The 25,145-nt window shown below is 74.9% G+C and carries 22 protein-coding genes and 3 pseudogenes; 14 read left to right on the forward strand and 11 right to left on the reverse strand.

Annotated elements, in window-relative coordinates:
* Nucleotides 1–139 precede the first annotated feature (139 nt).
* Complete coding sequence (locus ACI8AA_RS12105) at nt 140–1,060, reverse strand: alpha/beta fold hydrolase (protein WP_457044658.1); 921 nt, start codon at nt 1,058–1,060, stop codon at nt 140–142.
* A gap of 205 nt (nt 1,061–1,265) precedes the next feature.
* Between ACI8AA_RS12105 and ACI8AA_RS12110 the strand changes: the two genes are divergently transcribed.
* The gene (locus ACI8AA_RS12110; protein WP_457044659.1) at nt 1,266–4,103 is read left to right on the forward strand and encodes an AAA family ATPase; all 2,838 of its coding nucleotides are present in this window, start codon (nt 1,266–1,268) and stop codon (nt 4,101–4,103) included.
* Nucleotides 4,104–4,397: 294 nt separating this feature from the next.
* Here ACI8AA_RS12110 and ACI8AA_RS12115 read toward each other — a convergent pair whose 3' ends face one another.
* Nucleotides 4,398–4,709 (reverse strand): hypothetical protein, encoded by a 312-nt coding sequence (locus tag ACI8AA_RS12115; protein WP_457044660.1) that lies wholly within the window; start codon nt 4,707–4,709, stop codon nt 4,398–4,400.
* Between the two features lie 206 nt (nt 4,710–4,915).
* Between ACI8AA_RS12115 and ACI8AA_RS12120 the strand changes: the two genes are divergently transcribed.
* From ACI8AA_RS12120 to ACI8AA_RS12130, 3 genes and pseudogenes are all read left to right on the forward strand, one after another.
* Nucleotides 4,916–5,215, forward strand: coding sequence for a hypothetical protein (locus ACI8AA_RS12120; protein WP_457044661.1), 300 nt, complete (start codon nt 4,916–4,918; stop codon nt 5,213–5,215).
* 567 nt (nt 5,216–5,782) lie between these two features.
* Nucleotides 5,783–5,989, forward strand: a pseudogene (locus ACI8AA_RS12125) (STAS domain-containing protein); the annotation flags it as partial.
* 195 nt (nt 5,990–6,184) lie between these two features.
* Complete coding sequence (locus ACI8AA_RS12130; RefSeq protein WP_457044756.1) at nt 6,185–6,403, forward strand: hypothetical protein; 219 nt, start codon at nt 6,185–6,187, stop codon at nt 6,401–6,403.
* 492 nt (nt 6,404–6,895) lie between these two features.
* Here the strand turns inward: ACI8AA_RS12130 and ACI8AA_RS12135 are convergent.
* The 3 genes and pseudogenes from ACI8AA_RS12135 to ACI8AA_RS12145 form a co-directional block, all read right to left on the reverse strand.
* Nucleotides 6,896–7,099 (reverse strand): annotated as a pseudogene (locus ACI8AA_RS12135) (DUF5996 family protein); the annotation flags it as partial.
* Between the two features lie 310 nt (nt 7,100–7,409).
* A complete protein-coding gene (locus tag ACI8AA_RS12140; RefSeq protein WP_457044662.1) occupies nt 7,410–7,988 on the reverse strand; it encodes an NADPH-dependent FMN reductase in 579 nt (192 codons plus the stop codon).
* A 70-nt stretch (nt 7,989–8,058) separates the two neighbouring features.
* Nucleotides 8,059–8,322: a hypothetical protein gene (locus ACI8AA_RS12145; RefSeq protein WP_457044663.1), complete on the reverse strand. Its 264-nt coding sequence runs from the start codon at nt 8,320–8,322 to the stop codon at nt 8,059–8,061.
* Nucleotides 8,323–8,543: 221 nt separating this feature from the next.
* Between ACI8AA_RS12145 and ACI8AA_RS12150 the strand changes: the two genes are divergently transcribed.
* Nucleotides 8,544–9,026 carry a MarR family winged helix-turn-helix transcriptional regulator gene (locus ACI8AA_RS12150; RefSeq protein WP_457044664.1) on the forward strand — a complete coding sequence of 161 codons (483 nt, stop codon included), beginning with the start codon at nt 8,544–8,546 and terminating at the stop codon, nt 9,024–9,026.
* Nucleotides 9,027–9,120: 94 nt separating this feature from the next.
* On the opposite strand, the gene ACI8AA_RS12155 is transcribed toward ACI8AA_RS12150, so the two are convergent.
* Nucleotides 9,121–9,765: a hypothetical protein gene (locus ACI8AA_RS12155; RefSeq protein WP_457044757.1), complete on the reverse strand. Its 645-nt coding sequence runs from the start codon at nt 9,763–9,765 to the stop codon at nt 9,121–9,123.
* A gap of 262 nt (nt 9,766–10,027) precedes the next feature.
* Nucleotides 10,028–10,321, reverse strand: a pseudogene (locus ACI8AA_RS12160) (LysR family transcriptional regulator); the annotation flags it as partial.
* Here ACI8AA_RS12160 and ACI8AA_RS12165 point away from each other — a divergent pair.
* Both ACI8AA_RS12165 and ACI8AA_RS12170 read left to right on the forward strand, forming a co-directional pair.
* Complete coding sequence (locus ACI8AA_RS12165; RefSeq protein WP_457044758.1) at nt 10,299–10,478, forward strand: hypothetical protein; 180 nt, start codon at nt 10,299–10,301, stop codon at nt 10,476–10,478. The pseudogene ACI8AA_RS12160 and the gene ACI8AA_RS12165 sit on opposite strands and share 23 nt — an antisense overlap.
* 99 nt (nt 10,479–10,577) lie before the next feature.
* Complete coding sequence (locus tag ACI8AA_RS12170) at nt 10,578–11,285, forward strand: response regulator (protein WP_457044665.1); 708 nt, start codon at nt 10,578–10,580, stop codon at nt 11,283–11,285.
* Between the two features lie 543 nt (nt 11,286–11,828).
* On the opposite strand, the gene ACI8AA_RS12175 is transcribed toward ACI8AA_RS12170, so the two are convergent.
* Complete coding sequence (locus tag ACI8AA_RS12175; protein ID WP_457044666.1) at nt 11,829–15,278, reverse strand: BTAD domain-containing putative transcriptional regulator; 3,450 nt, start codon at nt 15,276–15,278, stop codon at nt 11,829–11,831.
* Between the two features lie 77 nt (nt 15,279–15,355).
* On the opposite strand from ACI8AA_RS12175, the gene ACI8AA_RS12180 reads away from it, so the two are divergent.
* The gene (locus ACI8AA_RS12180) at nt 15,356–15,526 is read left to right on the forward strand and encodes a hypothetical protein (protein WP_457044667.1); all 171 of its coding nucleotides are present in this window, start codon (nt 15,356–15,358) and stop codon (nt 15,524–15,526) included.
* 111 nt (nt 15,527–15,637) lie between these two features.
* On the opposite strand, the gene ACI8AA_RS12185 is transcribed toward ACI8AA_RS12180, so the two are convergent.
* From ACI8AA_RS12185 to ACI8AA_RS12195, 3 genes are read right to left on the reverse strand one after another with little or no spacing between them, the layout of a single operon-like run.
* Nucleotides 15,638–16,933 (reverse strand): ABC transporter permease, encoded by a 1,296-nt coding sequence (locus ACI8AA_RS12185; RefSeq protein ID WP_457044755.1) that lies wholly within the window; start codon nt 16,931–16,933, stop codon nt 15,638–15,640.
* 45 nt (nt 16,934–16,978) lie between these two features.
* A complete protein-coding gene (locus tag ACI8AA_RS12190) occupies nt 16,979–17,605 on the reverse strand; it encodes a response regulator transcription factor (RefSeq protein ID WP_457044668.1) in 627 nt (208 codons plus the stop codon).
* The gene (locus ACI8AA_RS12195) at nt 17,602–18,729 is read right to left on the reverse strand and encodes a sensor histidine kinase (protein WP_457044669.1); all 1,128 of its coding nucleotides are present in this window, start codon (nt 18,727–18,729) and stop codon (nt 17,602–17,604) included. Before ACI8AA_RS12195 ends, ACI8AA_RS12190 begins: the two co-directional genes overlap by 4 nt.
* A gap of 87 nt (nt 18,730–18,816) precedes the next feature.
* On the opposite strand from ACI8AA_RS12195, the gene ACI8AA_RS12200 reads away from it, so the two are divergent.
* From ACI8AA_RS12200 to ACI8AA_RS12225, 6 genes are all read left to right on the forward strand, one after another.
* A complete protein-coding gene (locus ACI8AA_RS12200; protein WP_457044670.1) occupies nt 18,817–19,152 on the forward strand; it encodes a hypothetical protein in 336 nt (111 codons plus the stop codon).
* Nucleotides 19,153–19,177: 25 nt separating this feature from the next.
* Entirely contained in the window at nt 19,178–19,861 is a 684-nt protein-coding gene (locus ACI8AA_RS12205) for a hypothetical protein (RefSeq protein ID WP_457044671.1), read from the forward strand.
* 387 nt (nt 19,862–20,248) lie between these two features.
* On the forward strand, nt 20,249–20,620 hold the full coding sequence (locus ACI8AA_RS12210) for an STAS domain-containing protein (protein ID WP_457044672.1): 372 nt from the start codon (nt 20,249–20,251) through the stop codon (nt 20,618–20,620).
* A 483-nt stretch (nt 20,621–21,103) separates the two neighbouring features.
* Nucleotides 21,104–22,438: an MFS transporter gene (locus ACI8AA_RS12215; protein WP_457044673.1), complete on the forward strand. Its 1,335-nt coding sequence runs from the start codon at nt 21,104–21,106 to the stop codon at nt 22,436–22,438.
* 77 nt (nt 22,439–22,515) lie between these two features.
* Nucleotides 22,516–24,177: an FAD-dependent oxidoreductase gene (locus ACI8AA_RS12220; protein ID WP_457044674.1), complete on the forward strand. Its 1,662-nt coding sequence runs from the start codon at nt 22,516–22,518 to the stop codon at nt 24,175–24,177.
* A gap of 6 nt (nt 24,178–24,183) precedes the next feature.
* On the forward strand, nt 24,184–24,954 hold the full coding sequence (locus ACI8AA_RS12225; RefSeq protein ID WP_457044675.1) for an HD domain-containing protein: 771 nt from the start codon (nt 24,184–24,186) through the stop codon (nt 24,952–24,954).
* Nucleotides 24,955–25,145 lie beyond the last annotated feature (191 nt).

Here is a 25,145-nt window from a genome sequence, read left to right on the forward strand (position 1 = left end):
TCCCGGACCTCTCGTGGTGGGACCCTCGCCGCCGGGGCGCGGCCGGAGCAACGGTCAACCGACCTGCCGATGCGGTCGGGTCGGGCGCTCGGCTCGGCCCCGCGGGGATCCGGGACGAGACGGCTGACTCGGTCGAGCCCTACCTCACCGCGTGGAACTCCCGGATGGCGGCCAGGACCTCCTGCGGGCGTTCCTCGACCAGGAAGTGGCCACAGTCCAGGGCGCGTCCGGACACGTCGGTGGCCCAGTCGCGCCAGATGGCGAGGGTGTCGTACCAGGCCGCCAGGGCTCCCCGACCGGCCCACAGGACCTGGGTCGGGCAGCTGATCCGGCGGCCCGCCGCGTGGTCCTCGTCGTCCCACTGCCGATCGCACGTCGCCCCGGCGCGGTAGTCCTCGCACATCGCCCGGATCGTGGCCGGGTCCCGAGCACACCGGACGTAGTCCGCCACCGCCGCCGGCGGGAACCGGCGGATGGCCCCGCCGAACTCGGCGTCGAAGAGGAAGAACTCGGGGTCAGCGCCGATGAGCTGCTCCGGGAGGGGGTGCGGCTGGGCCAGGAAGGCCCAGTGCCAGTAGCCGAGGGCGAAGCGGGCATCGGCGCGTGCCCAGACCTCCCCGGTCGGGATCACGTCCATCACGGTGAGCCGGCGAACCGCGTGGGGGTGGTCGAGCGCCATCCGGTAGGCGACCCGGCCCCCGCGGTCGTGTCCGGCGACGTCGAAGCGGTCGAACCCCAGCCGGCGCATCAGGACGACGCAGTCCTCGGCCATGGCCCGCTTGCCGTGGCTCTCGTGGCCCGGGACGGCTGCCGGCTTGGAGCTGTCCCCGTACCCGCGCAGGTCGGGGGCGACCACCGTGAAGTCCTCGGCCAGATCGCCGGCCACCAGGCCCCAGGCCAGGTGGGTCTCGGGGTAGCCGTGCAGGAGCAGCATCGGCGGCCCCGACCCGCCGGCCCGCACCCGCAGCACCACCTCGCCCACGGGCACCTGCGACACGGTCAGCGCGTCGAACGACGCCGGTAGCGTCGTTCCGTTCGTGGTCCCGGCGGGCACGGACATCGGTTCCTCCTCGGGCATCCGGCACAGCCGGCGCAGCATGGAGGCGACAGGGTCCCCGGCGCACCGGTCACCCGACTCGTCCTGGCGGTGCGGCGGTGGCTGGCCGCCGGCCGGTGCCGTGGGAGAGACTCTCGGCGCCGCTCGTCCTGACCACCGGAGCCGCGTCGTCCCCGTGCTGACCGGCGCCCAGCCGAGAGGACGTCCGATGGAGGACATCCCCGTCCTCGGCGACACCGAGCGCGCCGACCTGGTCGGGCGGACGGCGGAGCTGCAGCTCCTCGAGGCCTTCCTCGGGCGGGCCGCCCACCACGGGGACGCGCTGCTCCTGACCGGAGGACCGGGGGTCGGCAAGACCGTGCTCCTCGACGCCGCCGGCCGAGTGGCCGACGGCGCGGGGCGGCGGGTGCTGCGGGCGGCCGGGGTCGAGTTCGAGGCCGAGGTCAGCTTCGCCGGGCTCCACCAGCTGTTCCTCCCCCTGCACGACCAGGTCCGGGCGCTCCCGCGGCCACAGCAGGAGGCGCTGTCGGTCGCTCTCGGCACGGGCACCGGTCGCACGGGCGGCCGGCTGGTGATCTCCGCCGCCGCGCTCGCCCTGCTCCGCCACCTCGCCGAGCAGCAACCGGTCCTGGTGGTCGTCGACGACGTTCAGTGGGTGGACCGCTCGACCGCGCGGGTCCTCGGGTTCGTCGCCCGCCGCCTGGGAGGCAGCCGCGTCGGGTTCCTCGCCGCGGTGCGGAGCGATACCGAGTCCTCCCTGCTGCACGCCGGCCTGCCGGAGCACGAGGTACGCCCCCTCGACGAGCTCGCGGCGACGACGCTGCTGGCCAGCCGGTTCCCCGATCTCGCCGTCCCGGTCCGCCGGCACGTCATCGCGGCGGCGCAGGGGAACCCGCTCGCCCTCCTCGAGCTGCCCGCGACGATGACGGAGGACCAGCGCGTGGCGCGGAACCCCCTGCCGCCCGTCCTCCCGCTGACCGGTCAGCTCCAGAGGCTGTTCGCCCGCCGCCTGCGCACGCTGCCGGCGGCCACGCGCAAGCTGCTCCTGCTCACCGCCCTGGACGGGACCGGAGACCTCCGGGCGCTGCGCGCGGGCTCCTCCGGTGACGGCTGGCTGGACGACCTGGCCCCCGCCGAGCGGGACGGGCTGGTCCGGGTCGACCCGACCACCAACCGGGTGGCCCTCCGGCATCCCCTGATCGGCGCGGCCGCGGTGGAGCTGGCCACCACCGGCGAGCGCCGGCGGACCCATGCCCTCCTCGCCGACCTGCACGCCGACGACCCGGAACGGTGTGCCTGGCACCTGGCCGAGGCCGCGGGCGGCCCGGACGAGTCGACGGCCGCGCTGCTCGAGGTGGCCGCCTCCCGGGCCCTGCACAAGGGTGACGTCGTCCGGGCCGTGCACGCCCGGCTCCGCGCCGCGGAGCTCAGCCCCCGGGGCGCGGACCGTGCGCGCCGGCTGGCCGCAGCCGCCTATCTCGGTGCCGACACGGCCGGGAAGCTGGACAGTGTCCCCCGCCTGCTCGGTGAGGCCCGCCGCGCCGACCCGGACAGTGCCGAGCCCCTCGAGGTCACGGTGGCCGCCGCCTACCACCTCCTCAACGGGGAGGGGGACGTCGACACCGCACACGCCATGCTCTCCCGGGTGATCGAGGACGCCGTGGTGCAGGGGCGCACCGGCCCGGCGGTCGACGAGGCGCTGCACAGCCTGATGCTGGTCTGCCACTTCAGCGGGCGGGACGAGCCGTGGCGCCCGTTCGACTCGGCGGTGACCCGGCTGGGGCCCGGAGTCTCACCGGTCCTGACGGTGTCGAGCAACCTGTACGGCGCTCCCGCCCTCCGCGCGACGTCGAGCGAGCTGGACCGGTTGGACCGGCTCATCGCCACGCTCGCTGCCGAGGTCGACCCCACCCGGATCGTGCGCGTCGCCATCGCGGCCTTCTACGTCGATCGCGTGGCGGCCTGCCGCTCGGCGCTGTCCAGGGTCGTCCGGGACGGGCGCGACGGCGGGGCCGCCACGTCCGCCGTCCAGGCGTTGATGATGCTCTGCCACGACGCCTACCGCGGGGGACGGTGGGAGGAGGCGGCGCGGATGGCCGACGAGGGCATCGCCTGGAGCGAGCTGCTGGGGTACCAGCTGATCTCCCTGCCCGGCGTCTACTGCCGCGCGCTGCTCGCCGCGGCTCGTGGGGACGACGAGGCCACCGGGTCCCTCGCCGAGGAGCTCGTGGCCTGGGCGGCGCCCCGGGGCGCGACGGTGCTCGAGCACTTCGCCAACCGGGCCAGGGCCCTGGCCGCCCTCGGTCGGGGCGACTACGAGGAGGCCTACCGTCGAACGACCGCCATCAGCCCCCCGGGCCTCCTGGCGCCTCACGTCCCCGTGGCCATGTGGGTCGCGAAGGACCTGGTGGAGGCGGCGGTCCGCACCGGCCGGTCGGCGGAGGCCGCGGCGCACGTCGCCGCCATGCAGCGGGCCGAGGTCTTCCGGCTCCGCCCGCGCCTGGCCCTGCTCGCCCTGGGGTCAGCGGCGCTCGCAGCCTCCGGCGAGGACGCCGGCGATCTCTACCGCGCGGCCCTGGCCGTCCGCGGCGCCGAAGCGTTCCCGTTCGAGCGGGCCCGCGTGCAACTGGCCTACGGCGAGCACCTGCGGCGGACCCGGGCTGCCTCGGCGGCCCGACTTCAGCTGACCGCTGCTCGCGAGCAGTTCCAGCGCCTGGGCGCGCACCCCTGGGCCACGCGTGCGGAGCAGGAGGTGCGCGCCAGCGGCCTGGTGCACGGTTCCCGCACCGAGTCCGCCGCGGCGACACTGACACCGCAGGAGCACCAGATCGCCTCGCTGGCCGCCTCCGGGCTGACGAACAAGCAGATCGGGAGCCGGCTGTACCTGTCCCCCCGCACGGTCTCCGGCCACCTGTACCGGATATTCCCCAAGCTCGGCATCTCGACGCGGGCAGCCCTGCGCGACGCGCTGACCCGGACGTCTGCGGCACCACCGGGAACGACTGACCCGGGCCCAGCGGCACGGTCCGACCGACCCGCTCGGTGACCTGCGCGAGGCCTCCCGCGTTCGGCTGTCCGCCGCCGACAGAACACCCCCGGGGTATCTCCGTCTCCGGAAACCCTTGCGTCCGCCTGATCCGGCCGAACCGGCGCCCGGTGACCCGCGCCGCCGCCCTCATGGGCCAGACCCGCACCATCCTGCGGGCGCTGGGCGACGACCTGGGGCAGCCGGAGGACCTACCCCGGGAGGGCTCCTGCCGCCAGCAGCGCCGCCCCTGGCGCCGCCCGCTGGGCCGGGCCTCGGGCCAGCGTGGCCGTCACCGCCGGCGTCGCGCGCCGCTCAGGGCTGCCGGCCCTCCCCCTGCGGCCCGAGCATGCTCCTGCTCCGCGACCCCGCGGGCGTCTCCGACACGAGCCGCAGGCGCTCGCGGTCCTCCGGGCGGCTCGACGCGATGTGGTTCAGGGTGTCGGCGACCCGCTCCTCCGTGACGGCGATGTCCCGGGCCGTCCTGACGAGCGCGGCTTCCACCTCGTCGCGCCGCTTCCTCAACTCGCCGGCTCGCTGTCGGAGGTCATCGCTGCGCCTCGCGAGGTCGCGCCGCCGGTCGTCGGCGTCCTGATCGGGGGGCTGCTCGTCCCGCTGTTGGGCCATGGGTGCCGCGGTTGCTGCCCGACACCGGCGTGCGGGTGTCGGAGCTGTGTGAGCTGGGGCTGGCCTACGTCACCGGCAGGGGCTCCTGACCCCGGGTGGTGCCTTCGGCGCCAAGACCGCCCAGGCGCTCGACCGCTGTCTGCGGGTACGCGCGCTGCACCCCTACGCCCGGTCGCCGCCGGTTGCTGCTCGGCCAGCGTGGGCCGATGACGCCGGACGGGGCCCGGGACGTGCTGCACACCCGCGCCGCGCAGGCCGGGCTCGCCGGCGTCCACCCGCACCGGTTCCGGCGCACCTCCGCCCACCGGTGGCTGACCGGAGGAGGACAGGAGCGGGACCTGAGCATGCCGGCCGGCTGGCGCAGCGACGACATGCCGTCCCGCTACGCCGCATCGACGGCGGTCGAACGCGCCCACGAGGCGCACCGACGCCTGGGTCGGGGGGTGATCGCCTCTGGCGAGCGATGCAGGTCCACCCGGCTGCCGAACTGGCGGAGAGGACCGTGACGATCCACGTCAGCGGTCTCCTGCCCGAACCGGGCCTGCAGGGCCGTACCCAGGTCGCCGTCCTCGCCACGCGGCTGCGCGACCGCCGGACCGACGGAACCGCCGCCCGCCGACGGCAGGACGCCCGCCCGCATCACGTCCAGCGTGGACGTGCGGCTCCGCGCCTCCTCAGCGCCCCCGGCAGCACCGGCGGGCGTCGTTCCACGCCCCTGTCAGCGCACCGGGCGCCACGCCCGCGCCTGACGGACAGGCCGGTGCCGCGGCGCGTCTCGGCGCCAGGGCATGGACCCGACCGCCGACACGCGTCGGCGCCGTCCGGCGGTGGCCACCCTCCCGGGGGTCGACGGGCCCGGTCGCCTGCTGCCGGCACGGGGATTAGCGTGAACCCGGGTCCAGCAGCGGCCCCCTGCAGCCGCAGGACCCTCGGTGGCCGGCACCCGGCCACCGGTGCCACGCGCCTCACTGCCGAGGTGATGCGTGCCTGCCGAGCCTGCCTCCGCCGCGGGAGCTGCCGGGCGGGGTCCTTCGTTCACCGTCGGTCTCGACCTCGTCTCCGGGCAGCTGAAGATGACCGGACCGCTGGATCGGAACACCACCCATCTCTTCCACGACGCGCTCGTGACCCTGCTCCGCTGCGACCGCCTCCGGTGGACGGTCGACCTCAGCGAACTGACCGCGTGCGGGCCCACCGGAGCGCATGCGATCGCCGGCGCCTGCCGGTGGGCCCGTCAGCAGAACCGCCGGCTCGCCCTCGTCGGAACGCCGCCGTGGCTGCAACGGGAGTTGCTCCGGCTGCGACCGCCCCACCGTCCCGTCCCCGCCGAGCAGGGCGTGGCCACTGCTGCGGACGGGGACAGAACCGGCGTGGCACCCGAGCGCCGCCCACCGCCGCCCGGCGACTCCGTGGACCCCGGCGACCACGGTGTACCGGCGGGGGCGTCACCCCGGGCACCGGTGTTCACCGCAACGGTGGACGGGGCCAGGGGCACCATCGCCGTCCGCGGCCACCTCGACCGAGTGGGCGCCGACCTGCTCAGCGGCAGCGTGGTGGCGCTGCAGCGGCTGGGACGCCGGCGCATCGACGTGCAGCTGCGGTCCGGGGCCACGGTGGACGCCGCCGCCCGTCGGACGCTCACCGCGCTGGCCCAGCAGCTGTCCGCCGAGGGCGTGCGGCTGGGGATCCCGTGACCGGGCGGCACGAGGTCGGATCGGCCCCGGCCAACCGCGTCTCGCGGAGCCCGAGCCGGCGCCGAACCGCCGACGCCGGCGGCCGGCCGTGAAGGTCGGCGGCGGGGGCGCCGGGCGGGAGCGGCCACGGTGGGTCGTCGGCGCCGATGCGCTCGCACCCCGGCGGTGGGAGGACGAGTGGGTGGCCATGCCCACGGGCCGCTTGCACGCCGTCGGCGGGAGCGGGCTCATCACCGGCAGAAGCCTCTGCCGAGCCCCCGTGACCCTTCTGGACCCCGCGGACTGGGCATGGCCCGACGACGGCGCCGAGGAGTGGCCACTGTGCTGGAGTTGCCTGACGTTGACCTGCTGAGCCGGCGTGCAGCCGGGAACCAGGCCATCGCTCTGCCAGGCAGAGACGACGCGCGGCGCCGGCTGTCGATCGCCATCAGCTCCAGCCGGTGATCGACGAAGTCGAGGTCGATCGCGCAGCCGGGTCGGCGCCATCGGACGGGTGGTGATCCCGCGCCCGGTCATGTGACAGGCCACGGTCCACCCGGGGTTGCGCCGCGGCGGCGCGGCCAGCCGGATCTCGCCGACCAGCCGCGCCCACCGGTGGAACGTGGCGAGGGTGTCGGCCAGGGCGGGGTAGGCCAGCTCCGGCCAGGACGCCGGCTCCGGGACGGCGCCACCGGAGGTCGATCCGGCGGCCCTCATCGCACCTCCTCGGACGGTCCGCGGCGGGAGTGCCCGCCGGCGGTCGCGTGGCGGGCCGGGTGAGGTCGCCGAGGGCGACCTCCCCCGCGGCCGGAGTCCCGCGGCACCCCGGTGGTGCGGCGGACCCCACGGCCCTCGACGGGATCCCGGCGGCTGCCGGAGCGGGGCCGATGGTGCTCGAGGAGGCAGGCCGCGATGACGGCCAGAGCGGGGCCGGCCGCGACCCCGCTCGGGGTGTGCCGGCGAACCGCCCGATCGACGACCACCGGCACCGACCCCCGCACGCGCATCCGGAGCCGGCCGGTCCCCTCTACGCGGCGGCTTCACCGGCGGGCGTGCGCAGCGGAGCGAGCGCGGTGCTCCAGGCCACGACCTGATCGAGGAGCGTGGCGACCGCGGGGAGGGTGTGGTCACCGGGACGGAAGGTCCGGTACTCCTCGAACTCGGTGACCAGGGACAGCGTCACCTGCTGGCGGACGTCGGCCATCTGGAGTTCGGCGGCGACCAGGCGCAGGTGCTCGACCGCGCGGGCACCGCCGACGTTGCCGTAGGAGACGAAGCCGACGGCCTTGTTGTTCCACTCGGCGTAGAGGTAGTCGATGGCGTTCTTCAACACCCCGGAGGTGCCGTGGTTGTACTCCGGGGTGACGATGACGAACCCGTCGAACGAGGCGATCTTCGCCGCCCACCGCCGGGTGTGGTCGTTCTGGTACCGGCCGAAAGACGGCGGCAGCGGCTCGTCGAGGTGCGGGAGCGGGTAGTCGCGTAGGTCGACGAGCTCGTAGTCGGCGTCCTGACGACGCGCGGCGAGGTCGAGGACCCACCGGGCGACCTGCTCGCCGTTCCGGTTGGGCCGGGTGCTGCCGAGGATGATGCCGATCCGGGTCATGGTCACTCCAGAGGGTCGAGGCGGGCGACCTGCCTGGGGTCGCGCCGCGGCCGAGCGAGGTCCCGGGCCGTCACGGTGCCGGGGCTGGGTCGGTGGCGGACGGGAGTCCGGCGCGACCGCGAAGTCCGAGGCCGGCAACCAGGGCCGCGGCGGCGGCGAACCCGGCGGCGACCAGGAACGCCGCGTCGAAGCCGGCGTTGAGGGCCGCGGTCGGTGCGGTGGCGCCGGCCAGCCGACTGGTCGTGGCGGCGGCCACGGCGGCGAGGGTGGCCAGGCCGACGGCGCCGCCGATCTGCTGCGTGGTGTTCAGCAGCCCGGCCGCGGCACCCTGCATCCAGGCGTCCACCCTCGCGGTCGCCGCGATGGTGGAGGCGACGAAGCCGCACGAGTGCGGAGCCGATCGTTCCGCTCGCACCGAGCACGAGGACCGGTGGCGCATCCGGCACGGTCGAGCGACGCTCCGCCATCTGCGTTTCCGCCATGGCCGCTCCACCCCTTCGGACGGAGCGGTAGACTACGCCGCAGTTGCATGCGCAAGCAATCCTAGGGAGCCCGATGCAGGCCCATCAGCGCGAGTGGCACCTGCTCGGCGCGGACCAGCGGTCGGCCTGGACCGGCTTCCTGCGGGTTCACGCCACCGTGATGGCGGCTCTCGACCAGGAGCTGCGGGATCGGCACCGGCTCTCGCTGAGCGAGTACGACGTGCTGATGCAGCTCAGCCTGGCCCCCGAGGGAGCCCTGCGGATGTCCGACCTGGCCGACGCGGTCATGCTCAGCCGCAGCGGCCTGACCCGGCTGGTCGAGCGACTCGAGCGCACCGGACTGCTGACCCGCCGCCCGGCAGCCCACGATGCGCGGGCGACCCTGGCATCCATCACCGACGCCGGGCTGGCCCGGTTGGCCGAGGCCACCCCCACCCACCTCGACGGCGTGCGACGGCTCTTCCTCGATCCGGTCGGTACGACGGGGGCCCGCCACCTCGCACGCGCCTGGGCGGCCATACGCGAGGGAAGCCGTTCCTCCGAGGCTGCCGGCTGAGCCGGAGGCCCTGTTGGGGCCGCGAGGTTGGTTTCCTCGTTCCCGGCTCCCGCAGCGGCGTGCCAGCGCGGGTCACGTGGCCCCGAGGAACGAGCTACCTGGCTACGCGGAATGGCCGGGGCGAACGACCAGTGACCTGGAGGCTGAGGAGCCGCCCACTCGGCTCGCTCCGGGAGGCCCAGCGGCTGGAGGTCGTGCCCAGGGTCATGCGCTCACCTCGGGGGGTTGGGGGCTCCTCTGCCGCTTGGGTGAACCGGGACAGTGCCGGCAAGAGAACCGGCATGGACCGGCCACGCCACATCGCCACCACACGGGCAACGATCGGCGGCTCGAACGGGCGCGTCGCCAGGTGGAGCCCCTCGATGGCGGGTGGCTCGCCGGCCACGGACAGCGTGAGACCGCCCAGTCGCTCGACGGCGTCGAGCATCGCCTGTCGGGCGTCGTCCAGGACCGGTACGTGGGTCACCTCCGGCAAACGGCCACGCGAATCGGCGAAGCAGGAGAGGGAGAAAACGTAGAACGGTCGCGTCTCGCGACTCGGTGAGTACATCACCAGACGGCGGCCCACCAGATCCCGGCGGGCCAGCTGCTCCCCGGTCGCCAACTCGTCATCGGCCCGGACCACTCCGTGGAGCGTCACTGCGGCGAACTGGGTGGACTCGATCGACTCGACGCCCGCCGGCGGAGCGGCCCAGCCGACGGCCAGGTCCATGCGGTTCTCGAGGAGGTCGCCGATCACGTCGTGCTGCTGCTGGAAGTGCAGGCCTCAGCTCGACATCAGGTCGGGTCGCGCCGAAGAGGCGGACCCTCGCGATGACGTGCTGAGGACAGACGATGTCGATCCCGATCCGCAACGGGGTCGGGACCTCGGCAACGCGACGAGCCTCCAGCGCCGCTCGCTCGGCCGGCGCCACCGACTCCCGGGCCCCGGTCAGGAATGCCTGACCGGCGGTGGTCAGCCGGACGTGACGGGCGTCCCGCCCGAACAGCACCACTCCGAGCTGACGCTCGAGCCGTCTGATCTGCTGGGACAAGCCCGGCTGGGTCGAGTGAACCCGCGATGCCGCCCGCCCGAAGTGGAGCTCCTCGGCCAGTGCGATGAACGGCACCAGCAGGCGGAGATCCACCGCGGCCACAGCCAGCAGGCACAGCCATGAGCCCTCGTGATCGATCCCGTCGCGAACCGTCATCACCGGAGACTTCCGGGCCGACGGCCTACTCGGGACGCGGTGCACGCATCGACGACCGCACAGCGACCGAGAGGACCACTCCGTGGAACTGGAGGAGCTCCGCATCAACCACCTCACGCCAGCGGGCTGGGGCTGGGGCTGGCAGTACCTGGCTGCGCTCGACGCCTACGACATCGAGCGGTACTCCTCCTCCCCATCCCCCGACGTCTCGATGGGAGCGGCCGGTCGGCCCGGACCGCCGCCCAGTCAGCGCCGCCTCTAGGGTGCCGGGGCGGGGAGCGAACTCCCGCGCGGCCGAACGGCGTTCCGACTGGCGACGACGCCGTCGTGCCGCACCGCTCGACTTCGGGAGCTGGTTCCGGTGCCGGCAGAGACGGCCGTCGTCCGGGTGCTCGTGCTCGACGAGCAGGAGGTGGTCCGCCGCGGCGTGATCCAGGTGCTCGAGGGCGACGACGGGTTCGCCGTCGTCGCCGAGGCGGCCTCGGTCGACCAGGCGGTGACCCGCGGCCGGGCCACGCGCCCGGACGTGGCCGTGCTCGGCATGCGGCTGCCCGACGGCACCGGGGCGGAGGCCTGCACCCGGCTGCGCGCGGACGTCCCCGGGGTGCGCTGCCTGGTGTTCAGCCAGTACGCCGACCCGGACACGGTGGCAGCAGCCGTGCAGGCGGGGGTGTCGGGCTACCTGGTCAAGGACGTGCGCGGCCTGGCCCTGGCGGCGGCCGTGCGCCGGGTGGCCGCGGGCGGCACCGTGTTCGCCCCCGAGGTCACCGCACTGCTCGACCCCGGAGCCGGCGCCGGGCGACCGGATCCACTGGCCGGCCTCACCGAACGAGAGCGCGCCGTGCTGCAGCTGATCGGCGACGGGCTCACCAACCGCCAGATCGGCGACCGCCTCGGCCTGGCGGAGAAGACGGTGAAGAACCACGTCAGCAACCTGCTGCTCAAACTGGGCCGGCAACGCCGCACCCAGCTCGCCGTCCTGGTCACGCGGCTGCGCGACGGTCAGGCCGTCGGGATCCCGCCGTCCGCCGATGACACGACGCCACCCCGCACCTTCCCGAGCCGGTAGCGCCTGACCGCCGGCCCCGCAACGAACGGACGGGCGACGAGCACGCGGAGCCGTCCGCGCACGAGCGGCCCGGTGACTCCGTGGTGCCGCCGCCCACGTCCGGAGCCCGCCTGCCTGTAGCCACCGCACACGCCGCGTGCCCCTCGCGGGACAGCCAGGATCAGGCCCGGGACTCCGGCGCGGTGGTGCGGGGCCCTCGCCCGGGCGGCGCCGATGTCTGGGCGAAGCGCATCAACGACTGCCGCAGCCCTGGGCAGCGAGCGCGAACGCGGCTGTCGTGATGTCCGCCACCAGTGTGGTCCCCGGATCCGTCGTGACACCGCTCGCGGCGGCTGCGGACACGGTGTCCCCGCGAGGAGCGACCCCGGTGGCGTCTGAGAGGCCTGCCGCGAGTCCCACGGCTCCGGTGGCGCTGATCAGGACGACAGCGAGGCGACGGCGGAGAGACATGTGCACACCTGGCCGCGCACTGCAGAGGATCCGCAGCGCTCCCCGTTCCGCGCGGGGTCCCGGTTCACCGTCGCGCGCCGCTGCGTCCGGGCATCACCGTTCCGTCCTGTGCGGCGCCACGACGATCTCCTCCGTGGTCAGTGCGGCGATCTCGTCCTCGTGTCCGGCTGCTGGGGCGAGTGCACCGGCGGTCATGAGCGCCTCAGCGGCCAGTTGCCGCGCGCCGAGCCCGGTGAACTCGCGCGCCACGGCGTGGAGCCGGTCGACGTCTCGGTCGAGCGCGGCGAGGCCGTGGTGCGCCATGGCTGTCGACAGGGGGGCGTCGAGCCTGCCTGCCGCGTCCTGCAGCGCCGCAACGGCGTCGTCCGCGCGGCCGAATCGAACCGCGTCGTGGAGGAGCGGAGCCGCGTAGAGCGGAACGTGCCGGCTGACCTGGGCAGCGGCACGGATCGCGTGGCGAGCGGCGGCATCCGGGCCGGACGTGCGGAGCAGCAACCAGGCCCGGGCCCGGTCGGCGAGTGCCGTGCTCTTCTGCTCGCTGGCGCGCAGGTCCCGGTCGTAGTGCTCCATCCAGCGTTCCCCCTCGGCGGTGTCGCCTGCCATCGCTGCGGTCAGGGCCGCGACGGAGACGGCGAGGGAGTAGACGTTGCTCGCGTCCCGACGCCGGAGGAGACCCACCGCCTGCTCGGCGAGGTTCCTCGTCCTGGCGGTCACCGATCCCGTGAAGCACGCGAAGTCCGCCGCGCCGAAGGACCAGACACCCGCCCAGTCGGGGTGTTCGATCCCAGCCGCGGAACGCTCCGCGTGGGCGGCCGCGTCCCGCACCGCCTGGTCGATCCCCCCGTCGAAGGCGCGCACCTGGAACGTGGCCAGTTCCAGCCACTGCAGGAACTGTGGCTGCGAGACCGGGCCGACCGTCAGCGCCTGTCGGGCTCGTCGGATCGCGGCGAGCGCCGTGGCGTGGGTGCCGGCGAAGGAGGCGGCGAACGCGGCGATGCAGTCGGCTGCGAAGGCGATGTCGACCGGTACGTCCGACGACTGCAGCGCGAGCGCGAGGTCTCGCGCGTCGGCCCACTCCCCGCTGAACCCCTTGACCTCGGCGCTGGCGACCCGGAGAGCGGGCCCCGAAGTCGTGGCCGACAGGCGCTGGTGTGCGCGTTTGATGAGCTGGAAGGCGCTGGGGGCGTCGTTGTCGTAGAGCCGGCCGCGGGCCTGGCTGATCACGATCCCGGCGTCGTCCTCGTCCGAGGCGGCCCGCTGCGCCGCTTGCCGGTAGAAGCCACCGACGATGTCCGCCTGGCCCAGGGCGGCTGCCGTCTCGGCCGCGATCAGGGCGGCCCGGGTGCCGGCACCGGCGTCCAGCGCCGCATGCGCGAGCCGCGACGCGAGCCGGTGGTCCCCGCCCGCTTGTGCTCGTCGGGCACCGAGTTCCAGCAGAGACGGGGAGGCGGCGACGCCGCCATCGAGGCAGAGGACGGCGTGCTGGACGGCGAACCCCTCGGCGAGGGGGAAGTCGGAGAAGGCTCGGGCGAGCCCGGCGGAGACATGTCGGCGTCGCAGCCGGGGCAGGCGGGCCCGCACCACCTCGCCGTAGATGGGATGGGCCGGCAGGACCAGGACTGCGCCCGCTCCCTCCTCGACGCGGACCAGGCCGTGCACCTCGAGCCCCAGGACGGCCTCGGGGGCCGCGACGCGCTCGAGCACCTCGAGCGGAACGGGCTCGGCGATCGCCACGGCCTCCAGCGCGTCAGCCTCTCCTGGTGCGAGGCCGCGGAGGCGTTCTCCCACGATGTCCAGCAGCCGGTCCGAGGGCCTGGACTCCGCGCTGAGGGTCCATTCGCCGGCATGCCGCTGCAGCGCTCCGGACGACAGCGCACCCGCCAGGAGTTCGCGCAGGTACAGCGGGCTGCCGCCGGCCAGACGGAGGATGCGGCTGCGTGTCCGGGTCTCGGAGGGACCGCCGAGGGCGGCGTCGAGCAACTGGCTGACGTCGGCATCGGACAGGGGGTCGAGATCGATCCGCTCGATCACCCTGTTCTTCCACAGGTCGACGAGCGGATCGCCGTCCTGCCAGCGCTCCGTCGCGAGCAGGAAGGCGTTCGACGCGCGGATCACCTGGTCGAGCACGGTGATCGTCGCGGGATCGGCGAGGTGCGCGTCGTCGAGGGAGATGATCAGTCGCTGGGGTCCAGACGTCCTCGCGATGAGGCTGCTGACCGTCGCGTGGACCAGGTCGCCCTGCACGAGGCTGGTCTCCCGCCCCTGCACCGCCGAGGACACCAGGTGGGCCATGCACCCCAGCGGGATCTCCCGTCCACTGCTGGTCGCCGACAGCCGGATGGTGGGCTGCCCGGCCTGCGACCGCCTGCGGACGAACTCCGCGCACAGCCGTGACTTCCCCACCCCCGGTGGTCCCACCACCACTGCCCCGCTGCCACCGGAGGCGAGCACCTCCTCCAGGCGGGACATCTCCGCCCGCCGGCCGAGGAGCTGCCACTCCCCCGAGGTCGCCGGTGCCGGGTCCCGGCCCGTCCGTGGCTCGACGTCGGCGGCGCCGCGCGGGGACAGCTGCGTCTCGTCAGGCTGGGAACGCCGTGTCCGCGGCACCTGTGGCCGGACCACAGGGGTGCGTGGCGCCCGGAACTGTGGGTCGTGTCGCAGGATCGCCTGCTGGAGGTGCTGGAGGTCGGCACCCGGGACCACGCCCAGCTCGTCGGCGAGGCGCCCGCGCAGCGACTGGTAGACCGACAGCGCGGACACCTGTCGCCCACACCGGTAGAGGGCGAGCATCAGCTGGCCGGTCAGCCGTTCCCGCAGCGGCTCGGCCTCCACCAGGGCGTGGAGCTCTCCCACCAGTGACGCATGCCGGCCGCAGGCCAGGTCCGCCTCGACCCGGTCCTCGACCGCCTGCCACCGCTCCTCGTCCAGCCGGTGGGCGTGTCCGCGCAGTGCCCCCAGGTCGGCCAGGCCCATCAACGCCGGTCCCCGCCACAACGCCAGCGCCTCACCCAGCAGGTCCGCCGCCTGCCCGGGAGCTCCTCCGGCCAGCGCGCGCCGTCCCGCGCCGGCCAGCTCGCCGAACCGCTGTGCATCGACCTGTCCCGCGCTGATCTGCAGGAGGTAGCCCGGTCCCTGGGTCAGCAGGACGTGCCACTGCTCGGAGCCTGTCGCCTGCACGGCGTCGTCCGGACGCCGGACGCCGGCCGGCTCCATGGCGGCCCGCAACTGGGCGATGTAGGTGCGGAGGACGGCCGGCGCGGTCCGCGGCGGCCGCCCGTTCCAGCCCTGCTCGATCAACTGCTCCTGGGGAACGACCCGGCCGGCGTGCACGGTGAGCAGGGCGAGGATCGCCTGCGGGCGCCGACCTCCCAACCGGACGACCCGCCCGTCCCGGAGGACCTGCAGCGGACCCAGGATCCGCACCTGCAGGTCGACCGGTTCTGCGTCCCGTGCCACGTGCGGCTCCCCCGGACCGCGGATCAGGCACCACCACGACCGCGCGACCCGCCGCACGACCCCGGGTCCTGAACCCGTCCTGTGCACTTCCTCTGCGTGCGGTCAGGAGGCTAGTGGCGCAGGAGGACGAGGGAAACGCACGACCGGACCGGGAGGGCACCGTGATGACGACCCGAGTGCTGTACGCGGGGATCTCCGCCCTGCTGTTGCTCGTCGCGTTGACGGTGGTCGCCGTGGTGCTCGCTGTGCCCGGTGAGCACCGCTCACCCGGGACCGACCTCGCCTTCTGCCAGCCCGGCGAGGCCCGTGAGGACTGCTACCCGGTCGAAGCCTGAGTTGTGCGCCCGCACGGAGCGACCCCTTCGAGGCCACGCGGACGTCCGCGTGCCACGGTGGTCGACGTCGGCGGTTCGACTCGCCCCCGGTCGTCCGATGGGCACGGTGGCTCACTCTGCCGTGCGCGACACGGCGAGCGAGCCACCGTCGGTCTCCCCCTGCGCAGGGGAACCGGCTGGACGGGGAGTGGGCGGGCCCTCTCTGCAGCGGGGTGCCGCGGCGGCGGGGCCCGTCGGCTCCCGCCACCGCGACCTCCGCCCGGCGGCCCAGGTCGCAGCCACTGCCCGCAGGACGTCGACCTTCGCCGCCCGCCGGGCCGGCAGGACGGCGGCGACCACCCCGGCGAGCGCGGCCGCGACCACGTACAGCGCCAGCCGGACCCCGGGGACGTCGACCACCGACAGCCCCTCCCCCGCCAGGCCCCGGGTGAGCGCTACCCCGAACGCGAGCCCGAGGACGGCGCCGAGCAGCGCACCGAGGACGGCGACGATCACCGACTCCCAGCGCACCACCGCACGCACCTGCCGGCGGGTCGTGCCCACCGCGCGCAGCAGCCCGAGCTCGCGGGTCCGCTCGAGGACCGACAGCGCCAGGGTGTTGACGATGCCGAGCAGCGCGATCACCACGGCCGGCAGGAGCAGCATGGTCACGATCGCCAGCAGCTGGTCGATCGTCTCGGCCTGCGCCTCCGTGAACGACGCCGCGTCGTCGAGCTGCGCGCTCGGGTAGGCCGCGGCGACCGCCTCCAGATCGGGGCGCAGCTCGTCGAGGACCACCCCGTCGGCGGCGACCACGAGAACGGCGACGTCGAGGTCCGCCCCGCCGTTGGCGCCGTGGGCGCCGAGCGTCGTCAGGTGGTCGGTGCCGAGGAGCGCGGTGTTGCCGTACGTGCCGGCGATAGCGAACCGCTGGGCACCGGTGTGCGCGTGGACGACCTCCATCACGTCGCCGACCGCCCAGCCGTGGGCGGCGGCGACGTCGTCGGAGACGAACACCGCGTCGTCGCCGAGCGCGGCGAGCGCCCCCGCGCTGACCTCCAGGTCCGCCGCCTGCTCCACCGTGGCCGGGTCCACCCCGGCGACCATCGCGGTGCCGCCGTCGACCTGGGCGGGGGCCAGCCGCAGCTCCCCGACCGCCGCGACGCCGTCGACGCCGCGCAGGTCCTCCGCGAGCGCCGGCGGCAACCCGGGCGCGGCGGGGTTCGCGGCCTTGAGGATGGAGTCGGCCCGGCTGCTGTCGGCGACGACGTCGGCGACCGACGCCTTCATCGAGGAGGCGACGACGGTGACGGTCGACACGAGCGCGAGGCCGATCACCAGCGCGGTCGCGGTGCTGGCCGTCCGGCGCCGGTTGCGCAGCGCCTTGCGGCGGGCCAGCGAGGCCGTCGTCCCGCCGAGGCGGGCCAGCGCCGCCCCTTCGCGTCCGTGTGGCGGCGGGACCGCGACCGCCGGCTACGGCTGGGCGACTCCGTGCCGGTAGGCCCATCGGACAGCCTGGGCCCGGTCACGGGCGCCGGTCTTGGCGAAGATGCGGTTGACGTGCGTCTTGACGGTCGCCTCGGAGACGACCAGCCGGCTGGCGATCTCGGCGTTGGACAGCCCGTCGGCGATGCGCGCGAGCACCTCGGTCTCCCGGTCGGTGAGCGGCGCCGGGCGGTCTCCGGCGCTGAGCCCCTGCAGTACCCGGGTCTGCACGTGCGGGTCGAGCAGCGCCTGGCCGGCGTCGGCGGCGGCCACGGCGCGGGCGATCTCGGCCATCCCGGCGTCCTTCGTCAGGTAGCCGCGGGCGCCGGCCCGCAGGGCGGCGAGGACCGACTCGTCGTCGGCGTGCGTGGTCAGCACCACGACCTCCACGCCGGGGTGGTCGCGACGGATCCGGCGGGTGGCCTCGACACCGTCCATCACCGGCATCCGCAGGTCCATCAGGACGACGTCGGGCTGCCGTTCGGCCACCTGGTCGACCGCCTGCGCGCCGTCCCCGGCGACGCCGACGAGCTCGAGGTCGTCGACCAGCTCGAGCAGCGCCGTCAGCCCCTCGCGCACCAGGCGCTGGTCGTCGACGACCAGGACGCGGATCACGCCGGGACCTCCAGGCGCACCCGGAAGCCCTCCTCGGCCGGCCCGGCGTCCAGCTCGCCACCGAGAAGAGCGGCCCGTTCCGCCAGGCCGGACAGGCCGCGCCCGCCGCCGGTCTCGTGCAGCGCGGCCTGCTGCCGGCCGCCACGGTCGTGGACCTCGACCACCGCACCGTCGGGCCGCCAGTCCAGCCGGACGTGCACCGGAGCGCCGGCCGCGTGCTTGCGAGCATTGGTCAGCGCCTCCTGCACGGTGCGGTAGACCGCCAGCGACGCCTCGGGGGTCAGCGGCACCGGTTCGCCGCGGACCTCGAGGGTGCACGGCGTCCCGGTGGCCGCCTCGTGCTGCGCGAGCAGCTGCGGCAGCGCGTGCGGTCCGGGCACGACGTCCCCCCGTAGCGTGGATATCGCCTCCCGGGCCTCGACCAGCCCACCGCGCGCCAGTTCGTGCGCGCGGGCCAGGCCGCCGGCCAGGGGGTCGGCGGCACGCTCGGCCCGGACGGCGAGGGCCTCCAGCTGCAGCACCAGCGCGGACAGCGTGTGCGCGAGGACGTCGTGCATCTCCCGCGAGATCCGGGTGCGCTCGGCGAGCGCGGCGGAGGCCTTCTCCGCCTCACGGCTGCGTTCCAGCTGCACGACCAGCCGGTCGGCCCGCGCGCGCTGTTCCTGCTCGCTGCGCAGCAGCAGCCCGAACAGGAAGAACAGCGCCGCGCCGCCGGTCACCACGGTGATGAACACCGCCGCGTTCGGCGCCTCGAGCGCCAGCACGACGTCGAAGAGGAGCACGCTGACCGCGGCGACGGCCACGGCCGTGTGGTGCGGCAGCCGCAGCGGTGCGTAGGCGACGCCGAGGTAGAGCCCGATGCCGCCGGTGCCGGTCGGGTCGCCGTGCCGGGCGGCGGCCGAGGCCACCGCCATGACCAGCAGCAGTACCACGGTGATCCGGACCGGCGCGTCGAACCACAGCAGGAAGACCAGGGCCGCCGCGGCGTAGACCGCCACCGCCAGCGTCACGACCAGGGCGTCGCCGGAGGTCCCGAGCCCGACACTGCTCCCGGCGTTCGCGACCACCACCAGCGCGACGACGGCGAGCCCGACCGGGAGGACCCACCGCCGCTGCCCGTGCACGGGCGACAGTCTCCACCCACGGGTGGACGCCGAAGACCAACCCGCGCGCCGACGATCCGGCGGCGCGCTGACGGCACCGTTCTGCGCATGCTCCCCGCAGCGCAGCACCTCGACCTCGCCGTGCGCTTCGGGCTGGAGCTGGCCCTGCCGGCCGTCGTCGCCGTCGCCGCCTGGCGAGGCGCCCGGTCGCGGAGCGCCCGGCTCGCCGCCGTCGTACCGGTCCCGGGCGCCGTCGCGGTCGGCTGGGTGCTGCTCGTGCACGGCCCGTCCGTGCCGCAGCCGGTGCGGATCGCCGCCCAGCTGGGCGCCCTCGCCCTCGGCCTCACCGCCCTCCGACGGCTCGGTGCCCGCCTGCCCACCACCGCCACGGTGGCCGTGCTCGCCGTCGGCAACGCCGTGCTGCTCGCCGTCTGGAACCAGTGACAACCCACCCCGGAGGAGAACCGCCGTGCCCACCACCGCCCCCACCCCGGTCGCCGCGCGTTCCCTGAACGCCCCCGCGGTCGCGGCCGCTGCCTACGTGCTGTCCTGGATCACCGGCCTGCTGCTGGCGCCGGCCGCACCGGGGCACGACGCGCCGCCCGCGCAGATCGCCGGCTTCTACGCCGACCACGGACCGGCCGTGGTCTCCTCCGCGCTGCTCGTGCACGGAACCGCCGGCCTCGCCGTCGCCGGACTCGCCGTCGGGCTCGCCCGGATCACCGGCGCCCGCGGCGGGCTGCGCCGCGCCGTGGTCGGCACCGGTCTCGCCGCCGCGGCGCTGTCCCTCCTGCAGTTCGCCCTCGCCGTCGCCGCGGTCGCCGGCGAGCACGCCGCCACGACCAGCCGCACCTTGCTGCTCGCCATCGACTCCGTCGACGTGCTGAAGATCGCCCTGCTCGCGGCCTTCGCCGCGGTCGCGACGACCGCCGCGGCGCGGGCCGGCGCCGCACCCCGCTGGCTGCAGCTCACCGCCGCCGTCCTCGTTCCCCTGCTGCTGGTGGGCAGCGCCGCCCTGGTCGGCGTCGACGCCCTCATGCCGGTCCTCGAGGTGTCCCTGGTCGCGCTGCTGGCCTGGGCGGCGACGATCGGCTACCTCGTCACCCGCAGCGCCCGAACGATCCACCGCCTCCACCCGTCCCCGGCCGCCTGACCGGCGACCTGAGTCGGCCCGAGACGTCAGACCCGGAGGACCCCATGACCACGGCGGGAGAGGCGCTGCTCCGCACGCTGCCCGTCAACTCCGAGTCGCCCGCGACGGCCGCACCCAGTGCGGCCTCAGCGGAGCGCAGGACCTCGTCCACGGCGTCGGTGACGGCGCCCGGAGGAGCCGTGTGGACGGTGTGGAACGGGTCGTCGAAGACGCGGTGCGACCTCGCCCGCGAACGGGCCTCGTCGAGGACGGAGAGCCCCGACTCGACTGGTTCTGTTGACCACGGCCGTGTTGTGCCTCACCATCCTGACGTCGGTCTGCCCAGCCCGAGCACCGACCACGGACGTCCGCAGGCGGCCCCGGTTCCTGCGCCGACCTGGGGGATCCATGCCGTCCCAGCACATCAACGCCCGCCCACCCCAGCCCAGCCCGCCGTCGTTGACCGTGCAGGTGGACCTCGTCACCGGTCGCCTGAGCGTGACCGGCCGTCTCGAGCGCCGCACCACCCACCTGCTCGCCGCGGCGGTCACCGCCCTGCTCGTCGCTGGTCCCCGGGAGTGGCACCTGGACCTCGCGGCGGTCACCGTGGTCGACGCCGTCGGCCTCCGCGCGCTCGGCAGCGCCTACCGCCGCGCGGTGCGCCACGACCGGCAGCTGATCGTGCACCGGCCGGCGCCGGACCTGCAGCGGGCGCTGCGCCGGTTGCGGCTGGACCGGCACGTGCTGGTGCCCGAGCCGGTCGTCCCGCCCGCCGCCTGACTGCCGGCCCCGGCCCTCGCCTGCGCTACCAGGCTCCTCGGGGCGTTCCTGCCCTGGAGAGCACCCCTCTCTGCCTGCTCCTGGGATCTGCGCGGCGACTGATCAACGGGTAGTTGCTCCAGCCACCCCTGTTGGCGGAGTGCCGGGGCGGCTCCGGAACGCCCCGCTGTCTCCGCGAGCACCGGGAAGAGCGCCGAGCCGGGGCGCCACGCCGGCCGACGATCGCGGATCCGGCGCTCAGGGACGGAGCTGGTGCACGTCGACGGGGAGATCCCGGTCGGGAGACCGACCGCGACGGAACACCGCGCAATCCCGACGCTGGTGCCCGGTGTGGCACTGGCGCGACCCGTTTCGGAGGGTCTGTCGCCGGTCGTCGCGGATCGGCATCATGGGCGCCCCGTTCGCGAGACCGGGTGCACACAGGCCCCAGGCTCGCGGGCCCGCTGCCGCGCCGACCGCGCCACGTGCAAGGCGGAGGAGCCGATGACCGCCCACGAGGACTCTGCCGTCGACTCGCCGATCCGAGCCGACCGGACCGGCATGTTCGCCCTGTGGGGCGCCAACGGGATCTCCGCGCTGGGCAGCGCGATGACCAATCTGGCGGTTCCGTGGTTCATCCTGCAGACCACCGGTAGTGCCGCCCGCACCGGGCTCGTGGCGACCGCGATGACCGCCGGCGGTGTGATCTCCGGTGTGCTCAGCGGCCCGCTGATCGACCGGGTCGGGTTCAAGCGGTTCAGCGTCCTCACCGACGTGGCCAGCGCGTTGCTGGTCGCGGGCATCCCGTTGCTCTACGCCGCCGGGGCACTGCCGTTCTGGCTGATCCTGGTCCTGGTGTTCGTCATCACCTGCATGCAGGGTCCCGGCGACGCTGCCCGGTACGCGCTGATGCCGGGGCTGGCGCACCGCGCGGGCACGACCATCGAGCGGGCCAACGGCGTCGACCGTGCCGTCGCGAAGGCCACTCTGCTGGTCGGCCCGATCGTCGGCGGCGTGCTCATCGCCGTGTTCGGTCCCGAGAACGTGCTCTACGTCGACGCGGTGACCTTCGCCGCGTCCGCGGTCCTGGTCGCGCTGTTCGTGCACCCGCGCAGCCACGAGGAGGGCGCGGCCGCCCTGGCGCAGACCGGCCGCAGCTACCGGGCCGACCTGCTCGTCGGGCTGAGGTTCGTGTTCTCCAACAGCTTGCTGCTGTCGATCGTCACCGTCGTCGCGGTCGCCAACGCCCTGGACGGCGCGCTGGTCACGGTGGTGCTCCCCGTCTACACGCTCGACATCTGGGGCAGCCCCACCGCCCTCGGCGCGCTGACCTCCGCCATCGGCGGTGGCGCCCTGATCGGTGCCGCGGTCTTCGGCGCGATCGGGCACCGCATGCCCCGACGGCTCACGTTCCTCGTCGCCGGTGCGGGCGGTGTGGTGCTGCTCTACGGCGGTCTGGCGCTGACCCCGCCGTTCGCGCTCATGCTGGCGCTGGCCCTCCTCGGCGCCGTCGTGGCCGGCCCGATCGTGCCGCTGATCTTCAGCGTGGTGCAGACCGTCACACCGGCCGACGTCTACGGCCGCGTGTTCGGCGCGCTGCAGTCGCTGTCGGCGTCGCTGGCCCCGATCGTCATCGCCATCGTCGGCTTCGTCATCGAGGGTGCCGGCCTGGTCCCCACCATCGTCGCCCTCGGCGTCGTCTACCTGACGGTCACCCTCGGCATGCTGCTCAACCCGGCCCTGCGCCGCCTCGACACCGACCGCGTGTCACCCCCACCCGAGGAGACCGGGTCGCCGGCAGCCGCGCCCGCGCCCGACCGCACCGAACCCGTGGCATGACCGGCCCCGGGAACGGTGCCACGCCGGACCGGGCGCGACGACCGGTGCTGCTGGTCGTCGGCGGGGATCCACAGGACGTGGCGACCACGGCGGCAACCCTGGAGCACCGGTTCGGCCGGGACTACCGGGTGCTCACCGCCGGCTCCGCCGGAGCCGCGCGCGCCGAACTCGGGCGCCTGGCACGGGCCGGGGAACCGGTCGCCCTCGTGGCCGCGGACCTGCACCTCCCCGACGACGACGGCGTCGTCCTCCTGCAGCAGGCCACGGACCTGCACCGCGGCACCGCCCGGCTGCTGCTGTTCGACATGGACGAGCACCACACCCGGATCCCGTTCGGCGAACTGCCTGCCCTGCAGCGGGCGAGCGCACTCGGCCAGATCGACGCGTGGCTGGTCAAGGGCTGGGTCGATCCCGAGGAGTGGCTCTACCCCCGGGTGCAGGAGGCCCTCACCACCTGGTCGCGAGGGCACCGGCCGGGCCACGTGGTCTACCGGATCGTGGGCGAACAGTGGGACCCCCGCACCCACGACATCCGGGACGGCCTGACGGTCAACGGCGTGCCTTTCGCCTTCCACCCGCCCGACAGCGACGCCGGCCGCCGGCTCGTGGCCGACCACGGCGTCGACCTGGGGCGGCTGCCCGCGGTGATCCGCCACGACGGATCCGTGCTCCACCGGCCGACGATGACCGAGCTCGCCGCCTCCCACGGCATCCGGATCCGGCCCACCGCCGAGGACCACGACCTGATCGTCCTCGGCGCCGGCCCGGCCGGGCTGGCCGCCGCCGTCTACGGCGCCTCCGAGGGGTTGCGCACCCTGCTCGTCGAGGAGCGGGCCATCGGCGGGCAGGCCGGCACCAGCTCCATGATCCGCAACTACCTCGGCTTCCCCGCCGGCATCAGCGGCGGGGAGCTGGCCCACCGCGCGTGGCAGCAGGCCACCCTGCTCGGCGCCGAGTTCGTCTTCACCCACCAGGTGACCACGCTGACCACCGACGGCGGCCGGCACGTGCTCGGCTTCCACGACGGGGGCCGCGTGGCGGCCCGCACCGTGGTCCTCGCCGCCGGCGTCCGCTACCGCCGCCTGGACCTCCCCGACCTCGACCGGCTCACCGGCGCCGGCGTCTTCTACGGCGCGGCCGGGGTGATGGCACCGGCGGTCACCGGAGCGGAGGTCTACGTCGTCGGCGGCGCCAACTCCGCCGGGCAGGCCGCCCTGCACCTCGCCCGCTACGCGTCCCGGGTCGTCCTCGTGGTGCGCGGTGGATCCCTCGCCGCCGGCATGTCCGCCTACCTCATCCACCAGATCGAGGCCACGCCCAACCTCGAGGTCCGGCTGCACACCCAGGTGATCGGCGGCCGCGGCGACTCCCGGCTGACCGGCCTGACCCTGCAGGACCGGCGGACGCACCGGACGGAGGACGTGGACGCGGCGGCGGTCTTCGTCCTGATCGGCGCCGAGCCGCGCACCGACTGGCTGGCGCCCGTGCTCCGCCTCGACGAGCACGGCTTCGTCCTCACCGGCCGCGACGTCCCCTCCGCCGACTGGCCGCTGGTCCGCGACCCCTACCCGTTCGAGACGAGCCGCCCGGGTGTCTTCGCCGCCGGCGACGTCCGCTACGGCTCGGTCAAGCGGGTCGCCGGAGCCGTCGGCGAGGGCGCGGTGACCGTCGGGTCCGTCCACCGCTATCTGGCCGCCGATGCAGAGCAGGCGCAGGACCCGGCGCACGAACCGGTGTGAGCACCCGTGAACGCCGCCACGCCTGATCTCGGGACCCTCAGCTGGGTCGAGCGCACCGGTGGACAGCTCACCGCTGCCGAGCGCCGCTCCCTGCTGCGCCCCCTGCTCCGGACCCACGCCGTCAACGCGGCCGGTCGCCTGGCGATGCTGGTCCGGCTGAACTCCGGACGGCGGGCCGCCCCGGTGGACCCCTCGGTGCTGGCCCCGCCGGACTCGGCGCTGACCCGGACTGCCGTGGCCGAGGCGCAGCACCGGCTCGGTCCAGCGCTGCTCGACCACTCGTTCCGGACCTTCGCCTTCGGTGCCGCGCTGGGCGCGCTGGAGGGGCTCAGCGTCGACACCGAGCTGCTTTTCGCCGCCGCCCTGCTCCACGACACCGGACTGCCCACCGCCATTGAGGGCGTCGACTTCACCCGCAACAGCGCCCGCATCGCCCGCGACGTCGCCGCCGAGGCCGGTCTGTCCCCGGCCGCCACCGAGACGATGCGCACCGCCATCACGCTGCACCTCAGCCCGGGGGTGACGCTCGCGCACGGCCCGGTGGCCTACCTGCTGGCCGCGGGCGCCGGCATGGACGTCGTCGGGTTTCGCGCCTGGCGGCTGCCCCCGGACCTCCTCGCCGGAGTGGTCGAACGGCATCCCCGGCTCGGGTTCACGGGCGAGTTCACCGCCGCGCTGCGCGTCGAAGCGGCCCGCGTGCCTCGGGGGCGGGTGGCGTTCCTGCGCCGGTACGGGGCCTTCGACCTCGCGGTCAGGCTCGCACCCTTCCGCGGCTGACCCGTCACGGCGTCCGATCTGCAGCGGCCGGGGGCGGCGCCCCCTTCGGCCGCACGGGCCGTCGCTGCCGGGCCCCCGGCACCCACCCCAGCCGCTCGACCCCGGTGGAGGTGGTCGCGGCGCCCGTGGGGCGATACCTCGTCCTCGTATCCGCCGCTCGAGGGATCGACGGCCGCATCCTGTTCACGTAC

It is taken from the genome of Geodermatophilus sp. SYSU D01180, assembly GCF_054050415.1.

Coding starts and splice junctions, on each gene's coding strand:
- ACI8AA_RS12215 (WP_457044673.1), top strand. CDS start 21,104: ATGACCGCCCACGAGGACTCTGCCGTCGACTCGCCGATCCGAGCCGAC.
- ACI8AA_RS12115 (WP_457044660.1), bottom strand. CDS start 4,709: ATGGCCCAACAGCGGGACGAGCAGCCCCCCGATCAGGACGCCGACGAC.
- ACI8AA_RS12180 (WP_457044667.1), top strand. CDS start 15,356: ATGACGACCCGAGTGCTGTACGCGGGGATCTCCGCCCTGCTGTTGCTC.
- ACI8AA_RS12200 (WP_457044670.1), top strand. CDS start 18,817: ATGCTCCCCGCAGCGCAGCACCTCGACCTCGCCGTGCGCTTCGGGCTG.
- ACI8AA_RS12210 (WP_457044672.1), top strand. CDS start 20,249: ATGCCGTCCCAGCACATCAACGCCCGCCCACCCCAGCCCAGCCCGCCG.
- ACI8AA_RS12120 (WP_457044661.1), top strand. CDS start 4,916: ATGACGCCGGACGGGGCCCGGGACGTGCTGCACACCCGCGCCGCGCAG.
- ACI8AA_RS12110 (WP_457044659.1), top strand. CDS start 1,266: ATGGAGGACATCCCCGTCCTCGGCGACACCGAGCGCGCCGACCTGGTC.
- ACI8AA_RS12105 (WP_457044658.1), bottom strand. CDS start 1,060: ATGTCCGTGCCCGCCGGGACCACGAACGGAACGACGCTACCGGCGTCG.
- ACI8AA_RS12150 (WP_457044664.1), top strand. CDS start 8,544: ATGCAGGCCCATCAGCGCGAGTGGCACCTGCTCGGCGCGGACCAGCGG.
- ACI8AA_RS12145 (WP_457044663.1), bottom strand. CDS start 8,322: ATGCAGGGTGCCGCGGCCGGGCTGCTGAACACCACGCAGCAGATCGGC.
- ACI8AA_RS12140 (WP_457044662.1), bottom strand. CDS start 7,988: ATGACCCGGATCGGCATCATCCTCGGCAGCACCCGGCCCAACCGGAAC.